Genomic DNA, 25,571 nt, shown 5'->3' on the forward strand with positions numbered 1-25,571 from the left:
CGAGGCTTGGGCTTCCCCAGCCGGGCAATCCTGCTAAACACCGGCGTCGCGTATGGCGTCTTCTCCTCCCGAACCCGCGACGATCAAGCTGCATCGTAATTCTGGCCGCCTGCGTCAGGCGCTCGGCGAAGCATGGGCGAAGCGCTGGGTGAAGCTCGTCGCTGCGCTGGCCGCGCTGCTGGTGGTGGCATTTGGCGTGTTCTGGCTGATCTTCGCGCGCGATCTGCCGTCGGTCGATCAGTTGCGCACTTATGAGCCGCCGCTGCCCACCAACGTGCGCGGAATCGACGGCGCGCCGATCTATTCCTATGCGCGCGAACGCCGGGTGGAGCTGTCGTTCGCCGAATATCCGCCGCTGCTCGTCAAGGCATTCCTCGCGGCGGAAGATAAAAGCTTCTTCGAGCATCACGGCGTCGATTATCCCGGCATCGCGGGCGCGGTGATTGATTATGTGTCGAAGCTCGGGTCTGGCCGGCGCGCGCGCGGTGGTTCGACGATCACCCAGCAGGTCGCGAAGAACCTCTTGATCGGCAACGCTTATTCGCCGACGCGCAAGGTGAAGGAAGCGATCCTCGCGTGGCGGATCGAGAATGCGCTGACCAAGCAGCAGATTCTCGAACTCTATCTCAACCAGATTTTTCTCGGTCGTAACGCTTATGGGGTGGAAGCTGCGAGCCACGCTTATTTCGACAAGGAACTGAATGAGCTGACGCTGCCGCAGATGGCCTATCTCGCCATCCTGCCGAAGGGGCCGGCGAATTACGATCCCTATCGCGATACCGAGCGCGCGATCACCCGCCGCAACTGGGCGCTGGGCGAGATGGCGAGGAACGGCTTCATCACCGCCGCCGAGCGCGATGCGGCGCAAGCGCAGCCGATCGGCGCGATTTCGCATCGTATGCCGAAATTCGAAAGTGTCGGCGGCTATTTCGTGGAGGAAGTGCGTCGCCAGTTGATCGACAAATATGGTGAAACGGCGCGTGACGGGCCGTATAGCGTCTATTCTGGCGGCTTGTGGGTGCGCACCTCGCTCGATCCGAAGATTCAGGCCTATGCCGCGCAGGCGTTGCGCGATGGCCTGATCCGTTACGATCGCGGGCGCGGCTGGGCGGGGCCGTTGCGGCATGTCGATTTCGAAGGCGATGGCTGGCTCGGCGCGCTGATCGGCACCAACATCGGCATCAACTATGCCGATTGGCGTGCCGCGATCGCGATCGCGCGGGATGGCGATGCGTGGCGCATCGGCTTCATCAACGGGCAGACGGGCGAGTTGCCGCGCGATCTGGCGCAGATGCCGGTGCGCGGGAAGGGCGGCAACGCGTTCGCGGCGATCAGGCCCGGAGATATTATCGCCGTCGCGCCCGAAGGGGGGCGGTTCGCGCTGCGCGCGGTGCCGAAGGTTTCGGGCGGGTTCGTCGTGCAGGAGCCGGCGACGGGGCGCATCCTCGCGATGCAGGGCGGCTTCGACAGCTCGATCCAGCCGTTCAACCGCGCGACACAGGCGATGCGGCAGCCGGGATCGACGATCAAGCCGATCGTCTATTCCGCCGCGCTGGAACACGGGATGACGCCGGCCTCGATCATCATCGACGGTCCGTTCTGCGTCTATCAGGGCGCGCGTCTGGGGCAGAAATGCTTCCGTAATTTCGGCAACAGCCGTGGCGCCGGGCCGCACACGTTGCGCTGGGGAATCGAGCAATCACGCAACCTGATGACGGTGCGTCTCGCCGCGCAGACCGGGATGACGAATGTTGTCGGGCTGATGAAGGCGATGAACATCGGCGATTACCAGCCCTATCTCTCCTATGCGCTCGGCGCCGGCGACACCACGGTGATGCGGATGGTCAATGCCTATGGCGTGCTCGCCAATCAGGGGCGCTGGCATTCGCCGACGCTCGTTGATTTCGTGCAGGATCGCCACGGCAAGGTGATCTGGCCGGAAAACTGGCGCGCGTGCGATCGCTGCAACATGCCCGATTGGGATGGCAAGGCGATGCCCCGCCCGGCGTCGCGCGGGCGCCAGGTGGTCGATGCAATGACCGCCTATCAGATGATCCACATCACCGAAGGCGTGATCCAGCGCGGCACCGCCACCGTGTTGCGCGATCTCGATCGCCCGATGTTCGGCAAGACGGGCACCAATTCCGGGCCGACCGACGTGTGGTTCATCGGCGGCACGCCGCAGATGGTCGGCGGGCTCTATATGGGCTACGACACACCGACCAACCTCGGCGGCTATGCGCAGGGCGGCACGATGGCCGCGCCGATCTTCAAGGAATTCGCGATCAAGGCCTATGACGGGCTGGAGAAGCTGCCGTTCCGCGCACCGGAAGGCATCCGCATGGTGCGTATCGACCGCGCATCCGGGCAGCCGGTGTTCGGCGTGTGGCCCTCGACCGGAGACCCCAGGCCAAGCGTGATCTGGGAAGCGTTCAAGCCGCAGAGCGAGGCGCGCCGCGCGCCGCGCCGCCCGGAAGCGGCGCCCAGCGCCGCCGCCACAACGGCTGCGGGGCCGCGCACGCAGGCCAATGACAGCGAATTCTTGCAGCGGCAGGGTGGAATCTACTAAGCCCCGCCGCCACACTTACGTTATCCCGGCGTGATCTGGCACTTCACGTTCGAAACGCGGGGTTTTGCCGCGTCGGATGATGCGACCTTTGGAGAATTGAAATGCGCGCCGAGGCGCAGGCCCATGTCGAGACGATCAAGGAGGCGCTGGCGCTGTTGCGTCGGTTCCTCGATTGGGACCGCGCGCTTCGCCGGCTCGACGAACTGAACGCACGGGTCGAAGATCCGACGCTGTGGGAAAATCCCAAGGCGGCGCAGGAAGTGATGCGCGAGCGTCGGCGGCTGGACGAGGCGATCGGCGCCACGCGCGCGATCGAGCGCGAACTCGCCGACACCAGCGAACTGATCGAGATGGCCGAGGCCGAAGGCGACGAGGAGATGGCGGGCGAGGGCACGCAGGCGCTCGCCCAACTCGCCGTGCGCGCGCAGCAGGACAAGGTGAAGGCGCTGCTCGCCGGTGAGGCCGACAGCAACGATACCTATCTGGAGATCAACGCCGGCGCCGGCGGCACCGAGAGCCAGGACTGGGCCGAGATGCTCCAGCGCATGTACACGCGCTGGGCCGAGCGGCGCGGCTACAAGGTGGAACTGGTGGATTATCATGCGGGCGAACAGGCCGGCATCAAATCCGCGACGCTGCTGGTGAAGGGTGAGAACGCCTATGGCTATGCCAAGGTGGAAAGCGGCGTGCACCGGCTGGTGCGCATTTCGCCCTATGACAGTTCGGCGCGGCGGCACACCAGCTTCTCGTCGGTGTGGGTCTATCCGGTGATCGACGATTCGATCGACATCGAGATCAACGACAGCGAATTGCGCATCGACACCTATCGCGCGTCGGGCGCGGGCGGGCAGCATATCAACACCACCGATTCGGCGGTGCGGATCACGCACTTGCCGACTGGGATCGTCGTCGCCTGCCAGAACCAGCGCAGCCAGCACAAGAACCGCGCAGAGGCCTATAACCAGCTCCGCGCGCGGCTCTACGAGCATGAACTGCGCAAGCGCGAGGAGGAGGCGAACGCGGTCAACGCCACCAAGACCGATATCGGCTGGGGGCATCAGATCCGTTCCTATGTGCTCCAGCCCTATCAACTGGTGAAGGATCTGCGCACGGGCACGACCTCCACGTCGCCCGGCGATGTGCTCGACGGCGATCTCGACGATTTCATGGCCGCAGCCCTGTCGCAGCGCGTGACGGGCGAGACGGTGGAGGTGGAGGACGTCGATTGAGGCTGGCGCCGCTCTCGCTCGTTCTGCTTGTGCTTGCCGGTTGCGACGGATCGCAGCCGCTGATCCGGCATAACGATCGCGAGCCGGGGCCGTTTCCCGCCGCCGATCGCCCGGTGGCGCATATCGTCTCCGCGCGCTGGTCGACCGAGGAAGCGCGCGATCGGCTGAACGAGGCGGGCGAGGTGATGGCGCGCGCGCGGATCGCACCCGGCATGACGGTCGCGGATATCGGCGCGGGCGAGGGCTATTACACGGTCCGCCTCGCGCAGCGCGTCGGCAAGGACGGGCGCGTGCTGGCGGAGGATATCATGCCGGCGGTGCGCGATGCACTGGCCGAGCGCGTCGCGCGCGAGCGGCTCGACAATGTCAGCGTCCGGCTGGGCGTGCCGGCGGACCCCAAGCTGCCGGAGGCGAGCTTCGACCGGATATTCATGGTGCACATGTACCATGAGATCGAGCAGCCATATGAGTTCCTGTGGCGGATGCGCCCGTCGCTTCGCCCCGACGGGCTGGTGGTGGTGGTCGACGCGAACCGACCGACCGCCGATCACGGCACGCCGCCCGCGCTGCTGAAATGCGAATTCGGCGCTGTCGGCTATCAATTGGTGAAGATCGAGAACATGCCGTCGGCGGGCGGCTATTTCGCGACGTTCAAGGCATCTGGCGCAAGACCGGACCCAACCGCGATCAAGCCCTGCCGCCAGCAATCGCTAGAGCAGGCCCCTGGCGCGAAGGCTGATGATGCGCCCACCCGCCAGCACCAGATGGTCGACGAGCCGGATTCCTAAGGCGTCCAGCGCCGTGGCGATCCGGCGCGTCGTCGCCAGATCGTCGCGCGTAGGCTCGGGCTTTCCCGATGGATGGTTGTGCGCCATCATCACCTGATCCGCGCCAAACGCCAGCGCATCGCCCGCGATCGCGCGGATCGGCACCTCCACTTCGGCGGCATGGCCCGACGGGACGTGACGCAGTGCGAGCAATCGTCCGGCCGAATCGAGATAGGCGAATATCGCGATCTCCGTGGTGGCGCGTGCGATCGGCAAAAACAGGCGGGTTATTTCCGGGTCGATCATCGCGGCACGATGCGGGGCGGCGAGGCGTTCGCCACCGCTTATCATCCGAAACGGATTCAACTGCGCCAATAACGGCGATGCCCTTGCGGCACGTGCCGGGGGCTGTCACTGCTGCGGCATGAGCGATGGGCGGCATTACGAGGATCAGTATCTGCGGCTGCTGCGCGACGTGTGGGAACACGGCGACGAGCGGCGCGACCGTACCGGCGTCGGCACGCGATCGCTGTTCGGCCCGACGCTGCGCTTCGATCTTTCGGGGAACCGCGTGCCATTGCTCACCACCAAGCGCGTCGCGTGGAAAACCGCCGCGCGCGAGATGCTGTGGTTCCTCACCGGCGACACTAATATCCGCGAACTGGTGCGCCAGAAGGTGCATATCTGGACCGACTGGCCGCTTGACCATTATCGCCGCGAAACCGGCGAGGCGATCGACCGCGATGCGTTCGAGGCGCGTATCCTTGGCGATGATGCGTTCGCCGCAGCCTGGGGCGATCTCGGCCCGGTCTATGGCAAGCAATGGGTGAAATGGGACACCTATGAACCGGCGGGCGAGGGGCTGTTCCGGCGCGGTGCCCCGGTCAACCAGATCGCGGAACTGGTGCACGCGATCCGGCACAACCCCAGCTCGCGGCGGCTGCTGTTCACCGGCTGGAATGTCGCGGAGCTTGGTGGGATGGCGCTGCCGCCGTGCCACATGACCTATCAATATCATGTCGCGGGCGGGCGTTTGTCGGGCATGTTGTGGCAGCGTTCGTGCGATCTTGGCCTTGGTTTCGCGTTCAACGCCTTTTCGGCGGCGATGCTGCTCAGGATGCTGGCGCAGCAATGCGATCTGGAGCCGGGCGAACTGGTGTGGAGCGCGGGCGACGCGCATATCTATCTCAACCACGCGCATCTGGTGGAGGAGACGCTGGCGCGCTCCCCGCGTGGCGCGCCGCGCCTTCATATCGCGCGGCGGCCCAACTCGATCTTCGATTACCGGATCGAGGATTTTTCGGTGAGCGATTATGATCCGCATCCGCATATCGCTGCGCCGGTGGCGGTTTAGGGCCGACGCGACATTCAACCCATGCCGGCCTGCAAATGGCGGTTTCCCGCGCTTTTCGGTGCTCACGTACCTTTAGTACGCTGCGCTTGCGGGTCACGGAAACCACCATTTTCCGCTCGACCTGACCTGAATGTCGATTGGCCCTAGAACGCCGCGTCGGCGAATATCTCGCGCAGGAAGGCGATGAACGCGGTGACCGCCGGCAGGACGGTGGGCGCGGCGGGATGGACGGCATAGATGCCGACATCGGCCGATCCCTCCCATTGCGGCAACACGCGGACCAGCGCGCCACGCTCCAGCGCGTCGCTCACATCCCATAGCGAGCGCAGCGCGATGCCGGACCCGGTCAGCGCCAGTTCGCGCACGATCTCGCTGGAATTGGTGGCAACCGCGCTCGGCTGATCCACCGTCGCGCGGCGCGTGCCGCTCACCAGCCGCCATGGCATTTGCCCGCTCGCGGCGAGCAGCCGCTGCTCCGCGAGCGCCGCGATCGTTTCCGGCGCGCCATGCCGCGCAAGATAAGCCGGCGCGGCGCACAGCAGACGGTGGCTGGTGCCCAGGCGATGCGCGACGAGGCCCGATGCGATCTGTGGCGCGATGCGGATCGCAAGGTCTATGCGCTGGGCCAGCAGGTCGTCGAACCCGTCGGACAGGTTGAACTCCAGCGCGACAGCGGGATAGGCATCCAGAAAGCGGTGGAGGCGCGGCGCGATATGCAGCCGCCCGAACGACGTGGGTGCGGACACGCGCAGCGGGCCGCCGGGCGCGGCGCTCACCCCGGTGAGGCGCGCCTCCGCCGCCCGAACATCAGCAAGGATCGTCGTAAGATCGGCGTGGAAACGGGCGCCCGCCTCGGTCAGCGCGAGGCGCCGCGTGGTGCGATGGACGAGGCGCACGGCGAGCCGTTCCTCCAGCCGTGCCAGCCTTTTCGACACCATCGCCGGCGAGATGCCGAGCGCGCGACCGGCGGCGGAAAGGCTGCCGGCTTCGACAACCTGCGCGAAAAGCTCATAATCCGGATCGAGCATCATTCATTCCGTTTTGGAAAAGCTGCTTCAATTTCTTCAAGTCTACCGATCAGGTGGTGGATGGTCTATCCGGGGCGTCAAAGGAGCGTGCGATGGCGATGGTCGACAAGGCGGGCTTACGGGTTGCGGAAGAACTGGCGCGGTTCGTGGATGGGCGGGCGTTGCCCGGCACGGGGATTGCGGCGGAGGATTTCTGGCGCAATGCAGCGGCGATCTTCGCCGATCTCGCCCCGGAGAACCGCGCGCTGCTGGCCGAGCGCGAGCGGCTGCAACAGGCGATCGACGCGCGTTACATGGCCGGCGAAGCGGTGGACGCGGCATTCCTGCGCGGCATCGGTTATCTCGCCGACGAGCCGGCGCCGTTCACCGTCGCCACCGCCAATGTCGATGACGAGATTGCGCGGCTCGCCGGGCCGCAACTCGTCGTGCCGATCCTCAATGCGCGCTTCCTGCTCAACGCGGCCAATGCGCGCTGGGGTAGCCTCTATGACGCGCTCTACGGCACGGACGCGATTCCCGGCACGGCGGCGGGCGGCTATGATGCGGCGCGTGGCAGCCAGGTGATTGCCTGGGCCAAAGCGTTCCTTGATGAAGCGGTGCCGCTCGCGCGCGGTTCATGGGCGGAGCTTGCAGGTGATCCGGTGCTTCGCGATCCGGCGCAACTGGTGGGGCAGACGGATAAGGCGCGGCTTTATCGCCACAACGGGCTGCATATCGAGGTCATATTCGATCGCGATCATCCGATCGGGCGCGACGATCCGGCGGGGATCGCCGATGTGGTGCTGGAATCAGCGCTCACCACGATCTGCGATCTGGAGGATTCGGTCGCGGCGGTGGATGCGGTGGACAAGGTGGCGGCCTATGCCAACTGGCTGGGGCTGATGCGCGGCGATCTGGAGGAGACGTTCGAAAAGAACGGTCGCCGCATGACGCGGCGGTTGAACGATGACCGGCGCTATATCGCCATTGATGGCTCCTGCCTCACCTTGCCGGGGCGCAGCCTGCTGCTGGTCCGCAACGTCGGCCATCTGATGACCAATCCGGCGGTGATGCTGCCCGACGGCAACGAGGCGCCGGAGGGCATTCTCGACGCGATCGTCACCAGCCTGATCGCGCTGCATGATCTCAAGCGGCAGGGCGGGATGGCGAACAGCCGCGCGGGGTCGATCTATATCGTCAAGCCGAAGATGCATGGCCCCGCCGAATGCGCGTTCGCCGATCGGCTGTTCGATCGGGTCGAAGACCTGCTGGGGCTCGCGCGCCACACGATCAAGGTGGGGGTGATGGATGAGGAGCGCCGCACCTCCGCCAATCTCGCGGCGTGCATCCACGCGGTGAAGGATCGCATCATGTTCATCAATACCGGGTTCCTCGATCGCACCGGCGATGAGATGCACACCGCGATGCGTGCCGGCCCGATGATCCGCAAAAGCGAGATGAAGGCGGCGCCGTGGATCGCGGCTTATGAGGATCGCAACGTCCAGATCGGCCTTGCCTGCGGTCTTTCGAGGCGCGCGCAGATCGGCAAGGGCATGTGGGCGGCGCCAGACAGGATGGCCGAGATGCTCGATCAGAAGATCGGGCACCCGCGATCGGGCGCCAACACCGCATGGGTGCCATCGCCAACCGCCGCGACTCTGCACGCGACGCATTATCACCGCGTCGACGTGTTTGCGCGGCAGCGGGCGCGCGCCGCCGAGCCAATCGCGCCGCTGGAAAAGCTGCTGACCGTTCCGGTCGCGAGCGGACGCAATTGGCAGCCGGACGAGGTGCGCGAGGAACTCGATAATAACGCGCAAGGGATCCTTGGTTATGTCGTGCGCTGGATCGACCAGGGGATCGGCTGCTCCAAGGTGCCCGACATCCACGATGTGGGGCTGATGGAAGATCGCGCAACCTTGCGTATCTCGTCGCAGCATATCGCCAACTGGCTGCTGCACGGCGTCGCGAGCCGGGAGCAGGTGGACGAAGCCTTCACCCGTATGGTCGCGAAGGTCGATGCCCAGAATATTGGCGACGCCGCTTACCGGCCGATGGCACGGGAAGGGGATGCGAATCTCGCGCTCCGCGCGGCGAAGGCGCTGGTGTACGAAGGCGTCGCGCAGCCGAGCGGCTATACCGAGCCGCTGCTTCACCGCTTCCGTGCGGAGGCGAAAGCCCGTGGGTAGCGCGCTTCCGTTCGACGCGAGATTCCCCTAACCTTCCGCGCATGATCGCATCGGTTCACCCATCGTTCAGCCGTATTGACTACATACGTAGTCAATACTTGGGGAGACGGTGCGATGCGAGACTATCTCATCACGATCATCACCGCCACGGCGGCGGCATGGCTGCTCCAGCATACGGCGCCGCCATCGCCGGTGGTCGCGGCCCGCGCGACGGCGCCAACGGGTGCGGCCACGCACTGAAACGGGGGTGGCGGGCATGACGCGGGTGTCGCTGCACCTCGCGCGCGCCGACAATGGCGTGATCGGCCGCGATGGCGGGCTTCCGTGGCATCTGCCGGCTGACCTGAAGCGCTTCAAGGCGCAGACGATGGGGCGCCCGATGATTATGGGCCGCAAGACTTTCGAGAGCTTTCCCGCGCCCTTGCCGGGGCGGCGCCACATCGTGCTGACCCGCGATCCATCGTGGCACGCGCATGGCGCCGAGATCGCCTCCACCGTCGCGGAAGCGCTGGCGCTGGCGGGGGAGGATGCGGCGGTGATCGGCGGCGCGGAGATATTCGCGCTGTTGCTGCCGTTCGCCGAGCGCGTCGAACTGACCGAGGTGCATCTTGCTGCGGAAGGCGATACGATCGTTCCGCCGTTCGATGGTTGGTGCGAGGTGGGGCGGGAAGATCACCCGGCGGCGGATGCGCGGCCAGCCTATAGCTTCGTCACACTCGCGCGGAAGGCGGACTGACGCGGCGATGCGCGTTGGTGTCGCGGCCTGGGCTGGCGCGGCGGGGATTGTTCCCCGCCGCGCGCCCTATCATGGATTGATGCCGATTAGGCGAGGCTGACGCGCGCGGCATGGCGATGCTTGCGCCGCAGCACGCCGCCGATCGCGCCAAAGCCGAGGATCATCAGCGCCCAGGTGGCGGGTTCGGGCACGGCGCCCGCAAGCCCCGAGATGCTGAACGCCGCGACCTGATCGGCGTGGAAACCCGCACCGGCCTGATAGAGTTGCCCGCCCGCCTTGGCATAACCCGGCACGCCGAGATTCGTCGGGCTGTAGAAACTCACGTCATAGCTGCCGGCGCCAAGCGCAAGGCCAGGCAGCGCGACCGTGATGAGCGCGGTATTGTTTCCGGTCAGCGTGGCCGAGACGAAAGCGGATGGATTGAACGTATAGGACGCGATCGTCGAGCCCGGCAGCCCGCCCGACAAAGTGTGGAAGCTGACGGTAGTTGCGGTGGGATAATTGTAATTCGCCTGGACCGCGAAGGTAATGCTGTTGAGCGTCGATGCGCTGCCGAGCGAGAAAGTGTCGAAAACCTGATAGCTACCGCCGCAACTGCTGCACCACGCATTGGTGGCGGGCGCGACCGTAAGATCGGGAAGCGACTGGAACAGCGTTGCCGCGGAGGCGGCGGCCGGCATTGCCAGGGTGAGCGCCGCTGCGGTGATTAAAAGGCGATTTTTCATTGGACCCCCTTGGTCGGGATCGGCGCCGGGATCGTGCTCCGATCAGGTTGTTAATCGCTCGTTAACAGGAATTGTCGCGCCTGGATCGCGTAATTTTCTGTCGCGCGGCCGAATGGCGTCCCAAATATGGATGAGGCGAACATGAGCGTTTTGAAACGAAAACAGCCGCCGCCCGCATCGCGGACGACGGCCCTTTTCGAACCGGACAAATGACTGCCCGGATCAGTCGTTCAGATATTCGCCCGCGGCTTCATCGCTGCCGTCCCCCGAAGCGACGACCGCGGCGAGTGGATCCTGGCCGCCGCCCTGCGCATCGCGCGTGGAACGGGCCAGTTCGGCGGCGTGCTCCTGCGCCGCGCTCACCGGTGCGGTGATCGCCATCGCCTCGGCCAGCTTGCGCTGTTGCACGCGGAGCGCCGCATCGCGCGAGGATGCCGCGACGCGCAGGCGGTTCATGCCCGCGCCGGTGCCCGCCGGGATAAGGCGGCCGACGATCACATTCTCCTTCAGGCCCATCAGGGTGTCCTGCTTGCCCTGAACGGCCGCCTCGGTGAGGACGCGCGTGGTTTCCTGGAACGACGCGGCCGAGATGAACGAGCGGGTCTGCAACGACGCCTTGGTGATGCCGAGAAGGATCGGCTTGCCCTGTGCGGGCTGCTGATTCTTCGCCAGCTTGTCGTTGGTCGCGTCCATCTCCTCGCGATCGACCTGCTCACCCTTGAGCAGCGTGGTGTCGCCGCCTTCGGTGATCTCAACCTTCTGCAACATCTGGCGGACGATCGTTTCGATGTGCTTGTCGTTGATCTTCACGCCCTGGAGACGATAGACCTCCTGGATTTCCGATACGAGATATTCGGCCAGCGGCTCGATCCCCATCGTTTCCAGAATGTCGTGCGGATTGGGCGAGCCGCCGATCAGATTGTCGCCGCGCTTGACGTAATCGCCTTCCTGAACGTCGATCACCTTCGACTTCGGCACCAGATATTCGACGACCTCGCTGCCATCCTCGGGCTGGATGCCGATCTTGCGCTTCGCCTTGTAATCCTTGCCGAACACGACCCGGCCGGAAACCTTGGCGATGATCGCCGCTTCCTTGGGGATACGCGCTTCGAACAGTTCGGCGACACGCGGCAGACCGCCGGTGATGTCGCGGGTCTTGGCGCTTTCGCGCGCGACACGCGCCAGCACGTCACCGGCCTGCACCGTGGCACCATCCTCGACCGACAGCACCGCGCCCGGCGCCAGCATATAGCGCGCGGTTTCGCCCGAACCCTCATCAAGCAGGGTGATGCGCGGACGCAGATCCTCCTTCGACTTGGTCCCGGCGCGGAATTCGGTGACGACGCGCTGGGCGATGCCCGTCGCTTCGTCGACCTGCTCGGCGAGCGTCTTGTTCTCGACGAGATCCTGGAACTTCACCGAGCCACCGGTTTCCGTAATCACCGGCATGGTGAACGGATCCCATTCGGCCATGCGATCGCCCTTGGAGACGATGTGGCCGTCGTCGAACATGACATAAGCGCCATAGGGGATGCGATCGACCGACAACTCGCGACCGTCCATATCCATGATCGCGATTTCGCCCGAACGGCTCAGCACGACGCGGCGGCCGCGCTGATCCTCGATCAGGCGCAGATCGCGGAATTCCACCGTACCATCGGCATGAGCCTCAAGGTTCGAGGTTTCGTTGAGCTGCGCTGCGCCGCCGATGTGGAAGGTACGCATGGTGAGCTGCGTGCCCGGCTCGCCGATCGACTGCGCCGCGATGACGCCCACCGCTTCGCCGATGTTGACCGGCGTACCGCGTGCGAGATCACGCCCGTAGCATTTGCCGCACACGCCGACCTTGGATTCGCAGACCAGCGGGCTGCGGATCTTGACCGCCTGAACGCCGGTGCCTTCGATCACCGTGACTGCCGCCTCGTCCAGCAACGTGCCGGTCGGGATGATGATCGCGTTGGTCTTGGTGTCTACGATATCTTCTGCCGTGGTGCGGCCAAGGATACGCTCGCCGAGCGACGCGATGGTCGAGCCGCCCTGCACGATCGCCTTCATCTCCAGCGCGCGCTCGGTGCCGCAATCTTCCTCGACGATGACGCAATCCTGCGAAACGTCGACGAGACGGCGGGTGAGGTAGCCCGAGTTGGCGGTTTTCAGCGCGGTATCCGCAAGGCCCTTGCGAGCGCCGTGGGTCGAGTTGAAATATTCAAGGACGGTCAGGCCTTCCTTGAAGTTCGAGATGATCGGCGTTTCGATGATCTCGCCCGACGGCTTGGCCATCAGGCCACGCATACCGGCAAGCTGCTTGATCTGCGCCTGCGAGCCACGCGCCCCGGAGTGCGCCATCATGTAGATCGAGTTGATCGGCAGTTCACGGCCCGTTTCCGGATCGTGCTTCACCGCCTTGATCTCGTTCATCATCGAATTCGCCACCTGATCGCCGCAACGGCTCCAGGCGTCGATCACCTTGTTGTACTTCTCCTGCTGCGTAATCAGGCCGTCCTGATATTGCTGCTCGAAGTCCTTCACCTGATCGCGCGTTTCGTCGACCAGCTTCTCCTTGTCGCCCGGAATGACCATGTCATCCTTGCCGAAGGAAATGCCGGCGCGGAACGCGTGGCGGAAACCGAGCGACATGATCGCGTCCGCGAACAGCACCGTTTCTTTCTGGCCGGTGTGACGATAGACCTCGTCGATAACGTCGGTGACGTCCTTCTTGGTCAGCAGGCGGTTGACCGTCTCGAACGGCACCTTGTGGCTCTTGGGCAGGCATTCGCCGAGCAGCATACGGCCCGGCGTGGTTTCATACCGCTTGAGATACTGGTTGCCCTGCTCGTCGGTCTGCGGAACGCGGCTGATGATCTTCGTATGCAGCGTGACGGCGCCGGCATTCAGTGCCTGATGCACCTCCTGCATGTCGCTCAGCAGCATCCCTTCGCCCGGCTCCTTCTGCTTCTCGATCGAGAGATAGTAGAGGCCCAGCACCATATCCTGCGACGGCACGATGATCGGCTTGCCGTTCGCAGGGCTCAGGATGTTGTTGGTCGACATCATCAGCACGCGCGCTTCAAGCTGCGCCTCAAGGCTCAGCGGAACGTGCACGGCCATCTGGTCGCCGTCGAAGTCGGCGTTGAACGCGGAGCAGACCAGCGGGTGAAGCTGGATCGCCTTGCCCTCGATCAGCACCGGCTCGAACGCCTGGATGCCAAGACGGTGCAGCGTCGGCGCGCGGTTCAGCAGCACCGGGTGTTCGCGGATCACCTCGTCCAGGATATCCCAGACTTCCTTGCGTTCCTTCTCGACCCACTTCTTCGCCTGCTTCAGGGTCATGGAGAGCCCCTTGGCGTCGAGACGCGCGTAGATGAACGGCTTGAACAGTTCGAGCGCCATCTTCTTGGGCAGGCCGCACTGGTGCAGCTTGAGTTCCGGCCCCGTCACGATGACCGAACGGCCCGAATAGTCGACGCGCTTGCCGAGCAGGTTCTGACGGAAGCGGCCCTGCTTGCCCTTGAGCATGTCGGACAGCGACTTCAGCGGGCGCTTGTTGGCGCCGGTGATCGTGCGGCCACGGCGGCCGTTGTCGAACAGCGCATCGACCGCTTCCTGCAACATGCGCTTTTCGTTGCGGACGATGATGTCCGGCGCGCGCAGTTCCATCAGCCGCTTCAGGCGGTTGTTGCGGTTGATGACGCGGCGATAGAGATCGTTGAGATCCGACGTCGCGAAGCGACCGCCATCGAGCGGCACCAGCGGGCGCAGCTCAGGCGGGATGACCGGGATGACCTCAAGGATCATCCACTCCGGCCGGTTGCCGGATTCGAGGAAGCTCTCGACGACCTTCAGCCGCTTGATGATCTTCTTCGGCTTCAGTTCGGACTTGGTGGTGGCCAGTTCCTCAAGAAGCTGCGTCTTCTCGCCCTCGAGATCGAGGCTTTCGAGCATGATACGCACGGCTTCCGCGCCGATCCCGGCGGAGAAAGCGTCCTCGCCATATTCGTCCTGCGCTTCGAGCAGTTCGTCCTCGGTGAGAAGCTGATACTTCTCAAGCGGGGTCAGGCCCGGCTCGATGACGATATAGGCTTCGAAATACAGTACGCGCTCAAGCTGTTTCAACTGCATGTCGAGCAGCAGGCCGATGCGCGATGGCAGTGATTTCAGGAACCAGATGTGCGCGACGGGCGCGGCCAGTTCGATATGGCCCATGCGCTCGCGACGGACCTTGGAGACGGTAACCTCCACGCCGCACTTTTCGCAGACGATGCCCTTGTATTTCATGCGCTTGTACTTGCCGCACAAGCATTCGTAATCCTTGATCGGGCCGAAAATGCGGGCGCAGAACAAGCCGTCGCGCTCGGGCTTGAACGTGCGATAGTTGATCGTTTCCGGCTTCTTGATCTCGCCGAACGACCAGGAGCGGATACGATCCGGGGAGGCGATGCCGATCTGGATCTGATCGAAGGTCTCGGGTTTCGCGATCGGGTTCGCGAAGGGGGTCATCTCGTTCATAATCTCATCCCTCTAGAGGGTAATTCTGCTGGGCGAAGGAAGGGCGGGGCGCCGCCAGCCGGCGACGCCCGCACCCGTTATTCCGCCGCTTCCGCGAGGCCGTCGTCCTCGTCCATCGACTTCAGGTCGACGTTGAGGCCGAGGCTGCGCATTTCCTTGACGAGCACGTTGAAGCTCTCCGGGATGCCGGCCTCGAACGTGTCGTCACCCTTGACGATCGCCTCATAGACCTTGGTGCGGCCGACAACGTCGTCGGACTTCACCGTCAGCATTTCCTGGAGCGTGTATGCCGCGCCATATGCCTGCAGCGCCCACACTTCCATTTCGCCGAAGCGCTGGCCGCCGAACTGCGCCTTGCCGCCCAGCGGCTGCTGGGTGACGAGGCTGTACGGCCCGATCGAGCGCGCGTGGATCTTGTCGTCAACAAGGTGGTGGAGCTTCAGCATGTAGATGATGCCCACCGTCACCTTGCGATCGAACTGATCGCCGGTGCGCCCGTCGAACAGGTCCGACTGGCCCGAGGTGTCGAGGCCCGCCAGCGCAAGCATGTTCGCCACATCCGCCTCGACCGCGCCGTCGAACACCGGGGTGCCCATCGGGACGCCGCCCTTGAGGTTCTGCGCCAGCTCGACGATCCCGTCGCCATCGCGGCTGTCGATATCCGCGAGATAATGCTCGCCATAGATCGTCTTGAGGCGATCCTTCACCGCTTCCGGCATCGCGCCGGCCTTGGCATCTGGGTTCGCCTCGCGCCAATCCTCCAGCGCCTGCGAAACCTGCTGGCCCAAGCCGCGCGCGGCCCAGCCGAGGTGGGTTTCGAAGATCTGCCCGACGTTCATGCGCGAAGGCACGCCCAGCGGGTTGAGCACCAGATCGACCGGGGTGCCGTCGGCGAGGAACGGCATGTCCTCCACCGGCAGGATGCGGCTGATGACGCCCTTGTTGCCGTGACGGCCGGCCATCTTGTCGCCCGGCTGAAGCTTGCGCTTCACCGCGACGAACACCTTGACCATCTTGAGCACGCCCGGCGGCAACTCGTCGCCACGCTCCAGCTTCTCGCGCCGGTCGTGGAACTTGTCGGTGATCCGCTTGGCGGCCTCGTCATACTGCGCCTTGACGGTTTCCAGATCGCTCTGGACCTTGTCGTCGGCCACGGCGAACTTCCACCATTCGTGGCGGTCCACCGAGTCCAGCACATCGGCGTCGATCGTCACGCCCTTCTTGAGGCCCTTGGGAGCCGCGGTCGCGACCTGATCCAGCAGCATCTCGCGCAGGCGCGACCAGGTGGCGCGGTTGAGGATCGTGCGCTCGTCGTCCGAGTCCTTCTTCAGGCGCTCGATCTCCTCGCGCTCGATCGCCATCGCGCGCTCGTCCTTGTCGATGCCGTGGCGGTTGAACACGCGCACGTCGACGATCGTGCCCGCCACGCCCGGCGGCAGCCGCAGCGAGGTGTCGCGCACGTCGCTCGCCTTCTCGCCGAAGATCGCGCGGAGGAGCTTTTCCTCCGGCGTCATCGGGCTTTCGCCCTTCGGCGTGATCTTGCCGACGAGAATGTCGCCCGGCTCGACCTCGGCGCCGATATAGACGATGCCCGCCTCGTCGAGGTTGCGCAGCGCCTCCTCGCCGACGTTCGGGATGTCGCGGGTGATATCCTCCGGCCCGAGCTTCGTATCGCGGGCGGCCACTTCGAACTCGTCGATGTGGATCGACGTGAACACGTCGTCCTTCACGATCCGTTCGGAGATGAGGATCGAATCCTCATAATTGTAGCCATTCCACGGCATGAACGCGACGAGCGCGTTGCGGCCCAGCGCCAGCTCGCCGAACTCGGTCGACGGGCCATCGGCGATGATATCGCCGGCGCGCACCACATCGCCCACCTTCACCAGCGGGCGCTGGTTGATGCAGGTCGACTGGTTAGAGCGCTGGAACTTCATCAGCGTGTAGATATCGACGCCCGATTCCTCGGCCGAAACCTCACCTGTCGCGCGGATGACGATACGGCTGGCATCGACCTGATCGACGATGCCGGCGCGCTTGGCGCCGATCGCCGCGCCCGAATCGCGCGCCACCGTTTCTTCCATGCCGGTGCCGACGAACGGCGCCTCGGCCTTGACCAGCGGCACAGCCTGGCGCTGCATGTTCGAGCCCATCAGCGCGCGGTTCGCGTCGTCGTTCTCAAGGAACGGGATGAGCGAGGCGGCGACCGACACGAGCTGCTTGGGCGACACGTCCATCAGCGTGATCTGATCGGGCAGCGCCATCAGGAATTCGCCCGCCTGACGCGAGGAAACCAGTTCCTCGGTGAAGCGGTTTTCCGCGTCCAGATCGGCGGATGCCTGCGCGATCGTGTGCTTGGCCTCCTCCATCGCCGACAGATAGACGACCTCGTTGGTCACCTTGCCGTCGATGATCTTGCGATACGGCGTTTCGATGAAGCCGTATTTATTGACGCGGCTGAACGACGCGAGGCTGTTGATAAGGCCGATGTTCGGGCCTTCCGGCGTTTCGATCGGGCAGATACGGCCATAATGCGTCGGATGGACGTCGCGGACCTCGAAGCCCGCGCGCTCGCGGGTGAGGCCGCCCGGCCCAAGCGCCGAAACGCGGCGCTTGTGCGTCACTTCGGAGAGCGGGTTGGTCTGGTCCATGAACTGCGAGAGCTGCGACGAGCCGAAGAACTCGCGCACCGCGGCGACCGCGGGCTTCGCGTTGATAAGATCGTTCGGCATGACGGTGGACACGTCGACCGAGGACATGCGCTCCTTCACCGCGCGCTCCATGCGCAACAGCCCGACGCGATACTGGTTTTCCAGCAACTCACCCACCGAGCGCACGCGCCGGTTGCCGAGATTGTCGATATCGTCGATTTCGCCCTTGCCGTCCTTCAGGTCGACGAGCGTTTTCACGACCGCAAGGATATCCTCGGTGCGCAGCGTCGTCACCGTATCCTCGGCGTCGAGATCGAGGCGCATGTTGAGCTTGACGCGACCGACCGCCGACAGATCGTAGCGATCCGGATCGAAGAACAGGCCCGCGAACAGCGCCTCGGCGGTCTCCAGCGTCGGCGGCTCGCCGGGGCGCATCACGCGATAGATGTCGCTCAGCGCCTGCTCGCGTTCCTCGGCCTTGTCGGCCTTCAGCGTGTTGCGGATCCACGCGCCGGTGGTGACATGGTCGATATCGAGCAGTTCGATCTGGTCGACGCCGGCCTTGTCCAGCAATTCGAGGTTTTCAGGCGTGATCTCGTCACCCGCCTCGACGTAGATCTCGCCGGTCGCCTCGTTGATGAGGTCATAGGCCGAATAACGGCCGAAAATCTCGTCGGTCGGGATCAGCAGGTCGGCTAGGCCGTCCTTCGCCGCCTTGTTCGCGGCGCGCGGGCTGATCTTCTGCCCGGCGGGGAACACGACCTCACCCGAGCTTGCATCGACGATGTCGTAGCTCGGCTTCGTGCCACGCCAGTTCTCGGGCTGGAACGGAATCTTCCAGCCGCCTTCGCCACGCAGGAACGTCAGGCGATTGTAGAAGTGATTGAGGATTTCTTCGGAATTCATCCCCAGCGCATAGAGCAGCGCCGTCACCGGCAGCTTGCGCTTGCGGTCGATACGGACGTTGACGATATCCTTCGCGTCGAACTCGAAATCGAGCCACGAGCCGCGATAGGGGATCACGCGCGCGGCAAAGAGATATTTGCCCGACGAGTGCGTCTTGCCGCGATCATGGTCGAACAGCACGCCCGGCGAACGGTGCATCTGGCTGACGATGACGCGTTCGGTGCCGTTGATGAAGAAGGTGCCGTTCTCGGTCATGAGCGGCATGTCGCCCATGTAAACGTCCTGCTCCTTGATATCGAGCACGGAGCGGGTTTCCGTATCCGGATCCACCTCGAACACGATCAGGCGCAGCGTGACGCGCATCGGCGCGGCATAAGTGATGCCGCGCTGGCGGCATTCCTCAACGTCGAACTTCGGCGGTTCCAGCTCGTAATTCACGAAATCCAGCTCGGCCGTGCCGGCGAAATCGCGGATCGGGAACACGCTGCGCAGCGTTTTTTCAAGGCCCGAGACGTAGCCGATCGAGGAATCGGAGCGCAGGAACTGTTCGTAGCTTTCGCGCTGCACCTCGATGAGGTTCGGCATACGCACCACTTCGTGGATGTTGCCGAACACCTTGCGGATGCGCCGCTTGGGCGTGGTTGCGCCCTCGATCGCCTTGGTTGCCATGTAGCTGTCAGCCCTCAGTCAAAAAACCGTTCGAGCGCAAGAACAGACGCCAAAAGGCCGCAGTCAACTCCCCCAATCGGAGCGACGGCAGCCTTGAGCGTCCTTATGAAACCGAAAACTCCCATTCGTCCAATACGGTGCGCGACGCCGCATCATGTCCCGAAGCTTCCGGTAAGGGGCGTGATGTAGGAGACAAGGCGCGCAGCGTCAAGGCGCGTGCGGCAGGTTGATCGTGCCGGGCAACCGGGCATAACCCGGCGCATCATCCGCCGGAACAGGGAAGTTCGATGCACCGCAAATCGCTGATCCTCGCCTGCCTCGCGCTGTCTGCCGCGCCGCTTGCCGCGCAGCAACTGTACGCCCCGCCCGTCGGGGGCGATATCCCCGCGAACTTCGCCTATTCGACCGAGGCGAACGATTATGTGAAGCGCGAAGTGATGATCCCGATGCGCGACGGCGTGAAGCTGCATACGGTTATCGTCATCCCGAAAGGGGCGGTGAACGCGCCGATCCTGCTGACGCGGACGCCCTATAACGCCTCCGCCCGCGTCGCGCGGATGGCAAGCCCCAAGATGATCTCGATCCTGCCGCAGGGGGACGAGCCATTCGCTCGCGCGGGCTATATTCGCGTGTTTCAGGATATTCGCGGCAAATATGGATCGGAGGGCGATTATATTGTCACGCGCCCGGTGGTCGGTCCGCTCAACCCGACGAAGGTGGATCATAGCACCGATGCGTGGGATACGATCGACTGGCTGGTGAACAAGGCAAATCTGCCTCAATCAAACGGGCGCGTCGGGATGCTCGGCTCCTCTTATGAGGGGTTCACGGTGGTGATGGCGCTGCTCCATCCGCACCCCGCGCTGAAGGTCGCGGCGCCGGAAAGCCCGATGATCGACGGCTGGATGGGGGACGACTGGTTCCATTATGGCGCGTTCCGCCTCGCCAATATCGGCTGGCTCGGCGCGCAAACCGGCTTCAAGGGCGCGGGCGATGCGCCGGCGTCCGACGGCTATGACGATTACGAACGCTTCCGCCGCGTCGGCTCGGCTGGCGCATGGGCGGCGAAATCGGGTTATGCCGCCTTGCCTTACTGGGAGCAGATGGCGGCGCATCCCGCGTATGATGGTTTCTGGCAGGGGCAGGCGCTCGACAGGATCGTCGCGGCCAATCCCTCGAATGTGCCGACGATGTGGGAACAGGGGCTGTGGGATCAGGAGGATATGTATGGTGCGATCCATACGTGGGAGGCGCTGAAGGCGAAGGGCAGGCTCGGCACCAACTTCCTGGTGATGGGGCCGTGGCGGCATAGCCAGGCGAATTACGACGGATCGTCGCTCGGTGATTTCCGCTGGAAGGGCGACACCGCGACGGAATGGCGCGACCAATATCTGTTTCCGTTCTTCGATCAGTATCTGCGCGATGGCCGCCCGGCCTTCACCCCGCCGCAGGCGCTGATCTACAACACCGGGGAGAACCATTGGGACAAGCTTTCGGCGTGGCCGCTCGCCTGCGACGCGGGATGCGCCGCGCCGCTCAAGCCGATTTACCTTGAGGCCGATGGCGCGCTCGGTTTTGCCAAGGGCGGGGAGGGGGGCGACAGCTACGTCTCCGATCCCGCCAAGCCGGTGCCGCATCTGCCGCGCCCGGTGAATTTCGGCGACAGCGCGCGCTGGCAGACGTGGCTGGTGCACGATCAGCGTTTCGTTGACGGTCGCACCGATGTGATGACCTACGAAACCGCGCCGCTGACGCAGGCCGTGCGCGTGTCCGGCGCGCCGCTTGCCGATCTGTTCGCGAAAACGACCGGCACCGACGGGGATTTCGTCGTCAAGGTGATCGACGTCTATCCCGATCAATATGCCGATGAGCCGAAGAAAGGTGGATATCAGCTTTCGATCAGTCAGGATATCTTTCGGGGCCGCTATCGCGACAGCTTCGAGCATCCCTCGCCGATCCCGGCCAATAAGGTGCAGCGTTATCGTTTCCGCCTGCCCATGGTGAACCATGTGTTCCAGCCGGGGCACCGCATCATGGTGCAGGTGCAATCGTCGCAATTCCCGCTCTATGATCGCAACCCGCAGAAATATGTGCCGAATATCTTCCTCGCGAAGCAGGGGGATTACCAGAAGGCAACGATCACGCTGATGCGCGGCGGGGCGCAGGCGAGCGCGGTGTGGCTGCCAATCGTGCCCGCGACGCGACCGGGCGAATGAGGATTTTATGGCGCGGTTCAGCTTGGACGGGATAACGCGCGCGGCATGAAGATAAGCATCGAGATGTTGGCGCTCGCCGGGGCGGCGCTGGCGGGCGGACAGGCGATCGCGCAGGCGACGCCGCAAACCGCGCCGGAAAACCTCGCGCCCGCCCCGATCAAGGTGCCGCTGGCGACACCAACGCCTACGCCTACGCCTACGCCTACGCCCACACCTGGGCCGGCGCCGGTGGCGGGCGGGGAGGCGCCACTCGCTATCGTGCCGGTTGAACCGTCGACCGCGCCGCTGGCGCCGCCGCGCGCGCGGGCCACGCCTCGCCCGGTCGAACCGGCGGCGCTGCGTCAGCCGGTGCCACGCCCCACCACGCGTGCGACCCCTCAGGCGAACGCGCCGCGCGCGGAGCTGGCTGGCGTACCAATTGCTGCGCCGGTGATCGAGCCGACGCCCGCGTCGTCTGCGGCGCCCGCTGCACCAGCCTCAGCCGCCGTTGCTCCAGCGCCCGAGCCGGAAATCGCGGAAGGTTGGCCGGGCTGGCTCCTCCCTGCGGCGCTGGGCGGAATCGCGGCGCTGGTTGCGGGGCTAGCGGCGCTGAAACGGCGTCGTGGGATAACGGAGACCGCAGGCGCCGCGCCCGGCGCCCCGATCCGGGGCACGTCGCAGCTCGTGCCTGATGATCCTGAACCGGCGGCGGCACCCGTCGTCCCCGCGGCAGCGCCGGCTTCGCGGCCAGTGTCCGCGCCGGTGGCCGATCCGCCGCAGTTTCTCGAACGCAGCGCGCCGAGCGAGCGCGCATGGCTCGATCTCGCCGCCCCGGTGGTGCATCGCGCGGGCATCAACTTCGTTACCGCCACTGCGGATGTCGAACTGGTCGTCCGCAACGAGGGAAGCGCGCCGGCGCGTGGCGTGCGGCTCGCGATCCGGCTGACCAGCGCGCAGCCGGGGCAGGATGCGGTGCTCGACGCGCTGTTCGCCGAGCCGATCGAGCGCCCGGCGACGCCGCCGTTCGATCTCGCGCCGGGTGAGGAACGGGCCGTGCGCGGGATCGCCACGTTGGCGCGCGACGCGATCGTCGCGCTTGATGCGGGCGGGCGACCGATGTTCGTGCCGGTCGTCGCGCTCAACCTGCTTTATGACGCGGGTGGCGGTGCGCCGGGGCAGACGACCGCGGCATTCGCGGTGGGGGTTGAACGGGCGGATGGGGCCAAGCTCGGCCCGCTGTGGCTCGATGAGCCGGCCCGGATGCATGACGCGATCGGCATTCGCGCGCATGGGACGACCGTGAAGCGATAGCGCGCGGTTTGAGTGCGACGAAAAAAGGGGCGGCTCCCGCAGTGGGAACCGCCCCTTTCTTTTTGTCGGCCCGCCACGGGCAAAGCCCGTGACGTCGGACGCGGCCATGGGCCGCGCCGGCCGGCCTTGTGCGAGTTGCGGGCTGGCGTGCCAGCCCGCATCCGCACAGCGGCTTACTTCAGCTCGACGGTCGCGCCAGCTTCTTCAAGCTGCTTCTTGACCTTCTCGGCCTCGTCCTTCGAGACGCCTTCCTTGATCGGCTTCGGGGCCGACTCAACGAGCGTCTTGGCTTCGGTCAGGCCGAGGCCGGTGATCGCGCGGACTTCCTTGATGACGTTGATCTTCTTGCCACCGTCGCCGGTGAGGATCACGTCGAACTCGGTCTTCTCGTCAGCCGCAGCAGCCGCACCGGCGCCGCCGGCCGGAGCCGCAACCGCAACCGCCGCAGCGGCGCTCACGCCCCACTTCTCTTCGAGAAGCTTCGACAGCTCGGCCGCTTCGAGAACGGTGAGTTCGGAAAGCTGGTCAACCAGCGCGTTCAGGTCTGCCATTGTTCATTTCCTTCAAATCGTTGCCCGGCGCATTTCGCGCAAGGCATCAAGATTGGTTGATAAAGACGCCTGAGGGATCAGGCGGCTTCCTTCTCCGAATATGCCTTGAGCACGCGCGCGAGCTGGCCCGCGGGCGCCTGGGTGATGGTCGCCAGCTTCGTGGCGGGTGCCACGAGAAGCCCGACGATCTTCGCCCGCAGCTCGTCCAGCGACGGCAGCGAGGCGAGCGCCTTCACGCCCTCCACATCGAGCGCGTTCGCGCCCATCGCCCCGCCCACGATTTCGAACTTGTCGTTCGTCTTCGCGAACTCGACCGCCACCCTCGCCGCAGCGACGGGGTCGATCGAGCTGGCGAGACCGACCGGACCCGTGAGCATTTCGCCCAGCGAGAGATAGTCGGTGCCGTCGAGCGCGATCTTGGCAAGCTTGTTCTTCGAGACCTTGTAGCTGGCGCCGGCCTCCCGCATCTTGTTGCGCAACTGGGTTGATTGCGCGACGGTCATCCCGAGATTGCGGGTGACAACCACCACGCCGACCTCGGAAAAATTGCGGTTGAGCTCGGCGACGGCAGCGGCCTTTTGACCACGATCCATGCCATTCTCCACGTTCTGGGCACAAGCCGAAGCCCATGCCCGGTTGCATTGCCCCACGCGCCTTGCGGGCGCATGAGATTGTCCAGCGATGGGGAATGGGAAGCAGACGCATCGCCTGCATGAGCAGGCCGCGGCAGACCGGCGCGGCACGAATGACCAGCCGGTAAAATCCTGTCCCCGTCTCGGTAGGAAGATTAAGCCGGCTGACCGGCACCTACTGTCTCGGACGGTGCCCGGCGGCACGAAGCTGCCGGACGAGCGCGGGCCATTACAGGCTGCGCGGTGAAAGTCAATTGCGGCGGAGGGAAATGACTTTCCCCGTCATTCCCGCGCAGGCGGGAATCCGCTCTCGCACGCGCCCCGGATGGAGCCTTGACGACAGTGCTTATAGATTCCCGCCTGCGCGGGAATGACGGGGACGACAGGAAAGCGAGGGGTTACCGATCCGTCCGCCGCGCGCCCTCCGCGCGGACCGCCGCCAGCGTGGGATAGCCATTGACCGCCATCAGCAAATCCGCTTCAGCGAGGATCGACTTCAGCACGTGCGCTGCGCCATCCGCGCCGGCGAGGGCGAGGCCATAGGCATAGGGCCGACCGATCCCCACCGCATCCGCGCCCAGCGCGATCGCTTTGATTACATCGCTGCCCGAACGGATGCCGGAATCGAACAGCACTGGCACGCGCCCCTGAACGGCCTCCGCGACCCCCGGCAGCATGTCGATCGCGGCGATCCCGCCATTTGCCTGCCGCCCGCCATGGTTTGAAACGTAAATGCCGTCCGCGCCGCTATCGAGCGCGCGGCGGGCATCATCGGGGTGGCAGATTCCTTTCAGAACGATCGGTAGCCGCGTGAGCGATTTGAGCCACGGCAGATCATCCCAGGTCAGCACCTTGCCGAAGGTCCCGCTCCATGTGCCGATCGCGGCCCGCAAATCGTCTTCCGGCGTCTTGACGAGCAATTTGCGAAATGCGGGGTCGACGAAATAATTGGTCAGCACGTGGCCGCGTAGTTGCGGAAAATTCGATACGTTGAGATCGCGCGGGCGCCATCCCGTCACCCACGTATCGAGCGTGACGACGATCGCCTTAGACCCGGCGGCCTCGGCCCGGCTGACGAGGCTTGCCGCGACATCCCTGTCGCGTGGGGTGTAGAGTTGGAAGAAAGCAGGTGTTTCGCCACATGCGGCGTGCACGTCCTCCAGCGGATCGTTCGACAGGGTGGAGGCGCAGAGCGGCACTCCGCTCGCCGCCGAGGCGCGCGCGGCGGCGAGATCGCCGTGCTGGTCGGGCGTGACAATGCCGGTGACGCCGATCGGCGCCATGAACAGCGGCGAGGGGAGCTTCTGCCCGAACAATTCGATCGACAGGTCGCGGTTCGTGCAATCCACCATCATGCGCGGCACCATGCCCCAGTGGCGGAAGGCGCGGGCGTTTTCGTCTTGCGTGAATTCGTCGCCGCAGCCGCCCTGCACGTAATTGAGCACCGAGGGCGGCATCGCGGCTTCCGCCCGCGCTTTCAGTGTCGCGAAATCCACCGGGAGCGTCGGCTGGATGCCGGTGAGCCCGGCGCCATAGATCAAATTCTGGAAATCGCCGTAATGCGGCATCCTCGC

17 protein-coding genes are annotated in these 25,571 nt (G+C 65.0%); 9 read left to right on the top strand and 8 right to left on the bottom strand.

The genetic code is table 11. From position 1 onward, the window contains the following. Positions 1 to 52: 52 nt before the first annotated feature. The 3 genes from Q0316_RS01800 (at position 53) to Q0316_RS01810 (ending at position 4,586) form a co-directional block, all read left to right on the top strand. A complete protein-coding gene (locus Q0316_RS01800; RefSeq protein ID WP_298668825.1) occupies positions 53 to 2,569 on the top strand; it encodes a transglycosylase domain-containing protein in 2,517 nt (838 codons plus the stop codon). Positions 2,570 to 2,670: 101 nt separating this feature from the next. Beyond that, entirely contained in the window at positions 2,671 to 3,798 is a 1,128-nt protein-coding gene (gene prfB, locus Q0316_RS01805) for a peptide chain release factor 2 (RefSeq protein ID WP_298668828.1), read from the top strand. Beyond that, positions 3,795 to 4,586 carry a class I SAM-dependent methyltransferase gene (locus tag Q0316_RS01810; RefSeq protein ID WP_298668831.1) on the top strand — a complete coding sequence of 264 codons (792 nt, stop codon included), beginning with the start codon at positions 3,795 to 3,797 and terminating at the stop codon, positions 4,584 to 4,586. Before prfB ends, Q0316_RS01810 begins: the two co-directional genes overlap by 4 nt. Here Q0316_RS01810 and Q0316_RS01815 read toward each other — a convergent pair. Beyond that, positions 4,509 to 4,916: a JAB domain-containing protein gene (locus Q0316_RS01815; protein WP_298668834.1), complete on the bottom strand. Its 408-nt coding sequence runs from the start codon at positions 4,914 to 4,916 to the stop codon at positions 4,509 to 4,511. The genes Q0316_RS01810 and Q0316_RS01815 overlap by 78 nt on opposite strands. Positions 4,917 to 4,989: 73 nt before the next feature. Between Q0316_RS01815 and thyA the strand changes: the two genes are divergently transcribed. Next, the gene (thyA, locus tag Q0316_RS01820; protein WP_298668837.1) at positions 4,990 to 5,919 is read left to right on the top strand and encodes a thymidylate synthase; all 930 of its coding nucleotides are present in this window, start codon (positions 4,990 to 4,992) and stop codon (positions 5,917 to 5,919) included. Positions 5,920 to 6,062: 143 nt separating this feature from the next. On the opposite strand, the gene Q0316_RS01825 is transcribed toward thyA, so the two are convergent. After that, positions 6,063 to 6,947 carry a LysR family transcriptional regulator gene (locus Q0316_RS01825; protein ID WP_298669063.1) on the bottom strand — a complete coding sequence of 295 codons (885 nt, stop codon included), beginning with the start codon at positions 6,945 to 6,947 and terminating at the stop codon, positions 6,063 to 6,065. Between the two features lie 98 nt (positions 6,948 to 7,045). Between Q0316_RS01825 and Q0316_RS01830 the strand changes: the two genes are divergently transcribed. From Q0316_RS01830 to Q0316_RS01840, 3 genes are all read left to right on the top strand, one after another. Next, positions 7,046 to 9,115, top strand: a complete 2,070-nt coding sequence (locus Q0316_RS01830; protein WP_298669065.1) for a malate synthase G — start codon at positions 7,046 to 7,048, stop codon at positions 9,113 to 9,115. Between the two features lie 114 nt (positions 9,116 to 9,229). Then, positions 9,230 to 9,355, top strand: coding sequence for a hypothetical protein (locus Q0316_RS01835; protein ID WP_298668840.1), 126 nt, complete (start codon positions 9,230 to 9,232; stop codon positions 9,353 to 9,355). Between the two features lie 16 nt (positions 9,356 to 9,371). Further along, positions 9,372 to 9,851, top strand: a complete 480-nt coding sequence (locus Q0316_RS01840) for a dihydrofolate reductase (protein WP_298669068.1) — start codon at positions 9,372 to 9,374, stop codon at positions 9,849 to 9,851. Positions 9,852 to 9,937: 86 nt separating this feature from the next. Here the strand turns inward: Q0316_RS01840 and Q0316_RS01845 are convergent, their stop codons facing one another. The 3 genes from Q0316_RS01845 to rpoB form a co-directional block, all read right to left on the bottom strand. Beyond that, entirely contained in the window at positions 9,938 to 10,576 is a 639-nt protein-coding gene (locus Q0316_RS01845) for a PEPxxWA-CTERM sorting domain-containing protein (protein ID WP_298668843.1), read from the bottom strand. Positions 10,577 to 10,798: 222 nt separating this feature from the next. Beyond that, complete coding sequence (gene rpoC / locus Q0316_RS01850; protein ID WP_298668846.1) at positions 10,799 to 15,082, bottom strand: DNA-directed RNA polymerase subunit beta'; 4,284 nt, start codon at positions 15,080 to 15,082, stop codon at positions 10,799 to 10,801. A gap of 77 nt (positions 15,083 to 15,159) precedes the next feature. Beyond that, a complete protein-coding gene (gene rpoB, locus Q0316_RS01855; RefSeq protein WP_298668848.1) occupies positions 15,160 to 19,308 on the bottom strand; it encodes a DNA-directed RNA polymerase subunit beta in 4,149 nt (1,382 codons plus the stop codon). Between the two features lie 287 nt (positions 19,309 to 19,595). Here rpoB and Q0316_RS01860 point away from each other — a divergent pair, with 287 nt between their 5' ends. Together Q0316_RS01860 and Q0316_RS01865 are read left to right on the top strand one after the other, a co-directional pair. After that, the gene (locus Q0316_RS01860; RefSeq protein ID WP_298668851.1) at positions 19,596 to 21,524 is read left to right on the top strand and encodes a CocE/NonD family hydrolase; all 1,929 of its coding nucleotides are present in this window, start codon (positions 19,596 to 19,598) and stop codon (positions 21,522 to 21,524) included. Between the two features lie 45 nt (positions 21,525 to 21,569). Further along, positions 21,570 to 22,814 (top strand): hypothetical protein, encoded by a 1,245-nt coding sequence (locus Q0316_RS01865; protein WP_298668854.1) that lies wholly within the window; start codon positions 21,570 to 21,572, stop codon positions 22,812 to 22,814. A gap of 173 nt (positions 22,815 to 22,987) precedes the next feature. Here the strand turns inward: Q0316_RS01865 and rplL are convergent, their stop codons facing one another. The 3 genes from rplL to Q0316_RS01880 all read right to left on the bottom strand — a co-directional run bounded on the left by rplL (position 22,988) and on the right by Q0316_RS01880 (position 25,565). Further along, complete coding sequence (gene rplL / locus Q0316_RS01870) at positions 22,988 to 23,365, bottom strand: 50S ribosomal protein L7/L12 (protein WP_298668857.1); 378 nt, start codon at positions 23,363 to 23,365, stop codon at positions 22,988 to 22,990. A 77-nt stretch (positions 23,366 to 23,442) separates the two neighbouring features. Beyond that, complete coding sequence (gene rplJ, locus Q0316_RS01875) at positions 23,443 to 23,958, bottom strand: 50S ribosomal protein L10 (protein WP_298668860.1); 516 nt, start codon at positions 23,956 to 23,958, stop codon at positions 23,443 to 23,445. A 437-nt stretch (positions 23,959 to 24,395) separates the two neighbouring features. Continuing rightward, a complete protein-coding gene (locus Q0316_RS01880) occupies positions 24,396 to 25,565 on the bottom strand; it encodes an alpha-hydroxy-acid oxidizing protein (protein WP_298668863.1) in 1,170 nt (389 codons plus the stop codon). Between the last annotated feature and the right edge of the window lie 6 nt (positions 25,566 to 25,571).

It is taken from the genome of uncultured Sphingomonas sp., from assembly GCF_937871615.1.
Lineage (GTDB): Bacteria > Pseudomonadota > Alphaproteobacteria > Sphingomonadales > Sphingomonadaceae > Sphingomonas.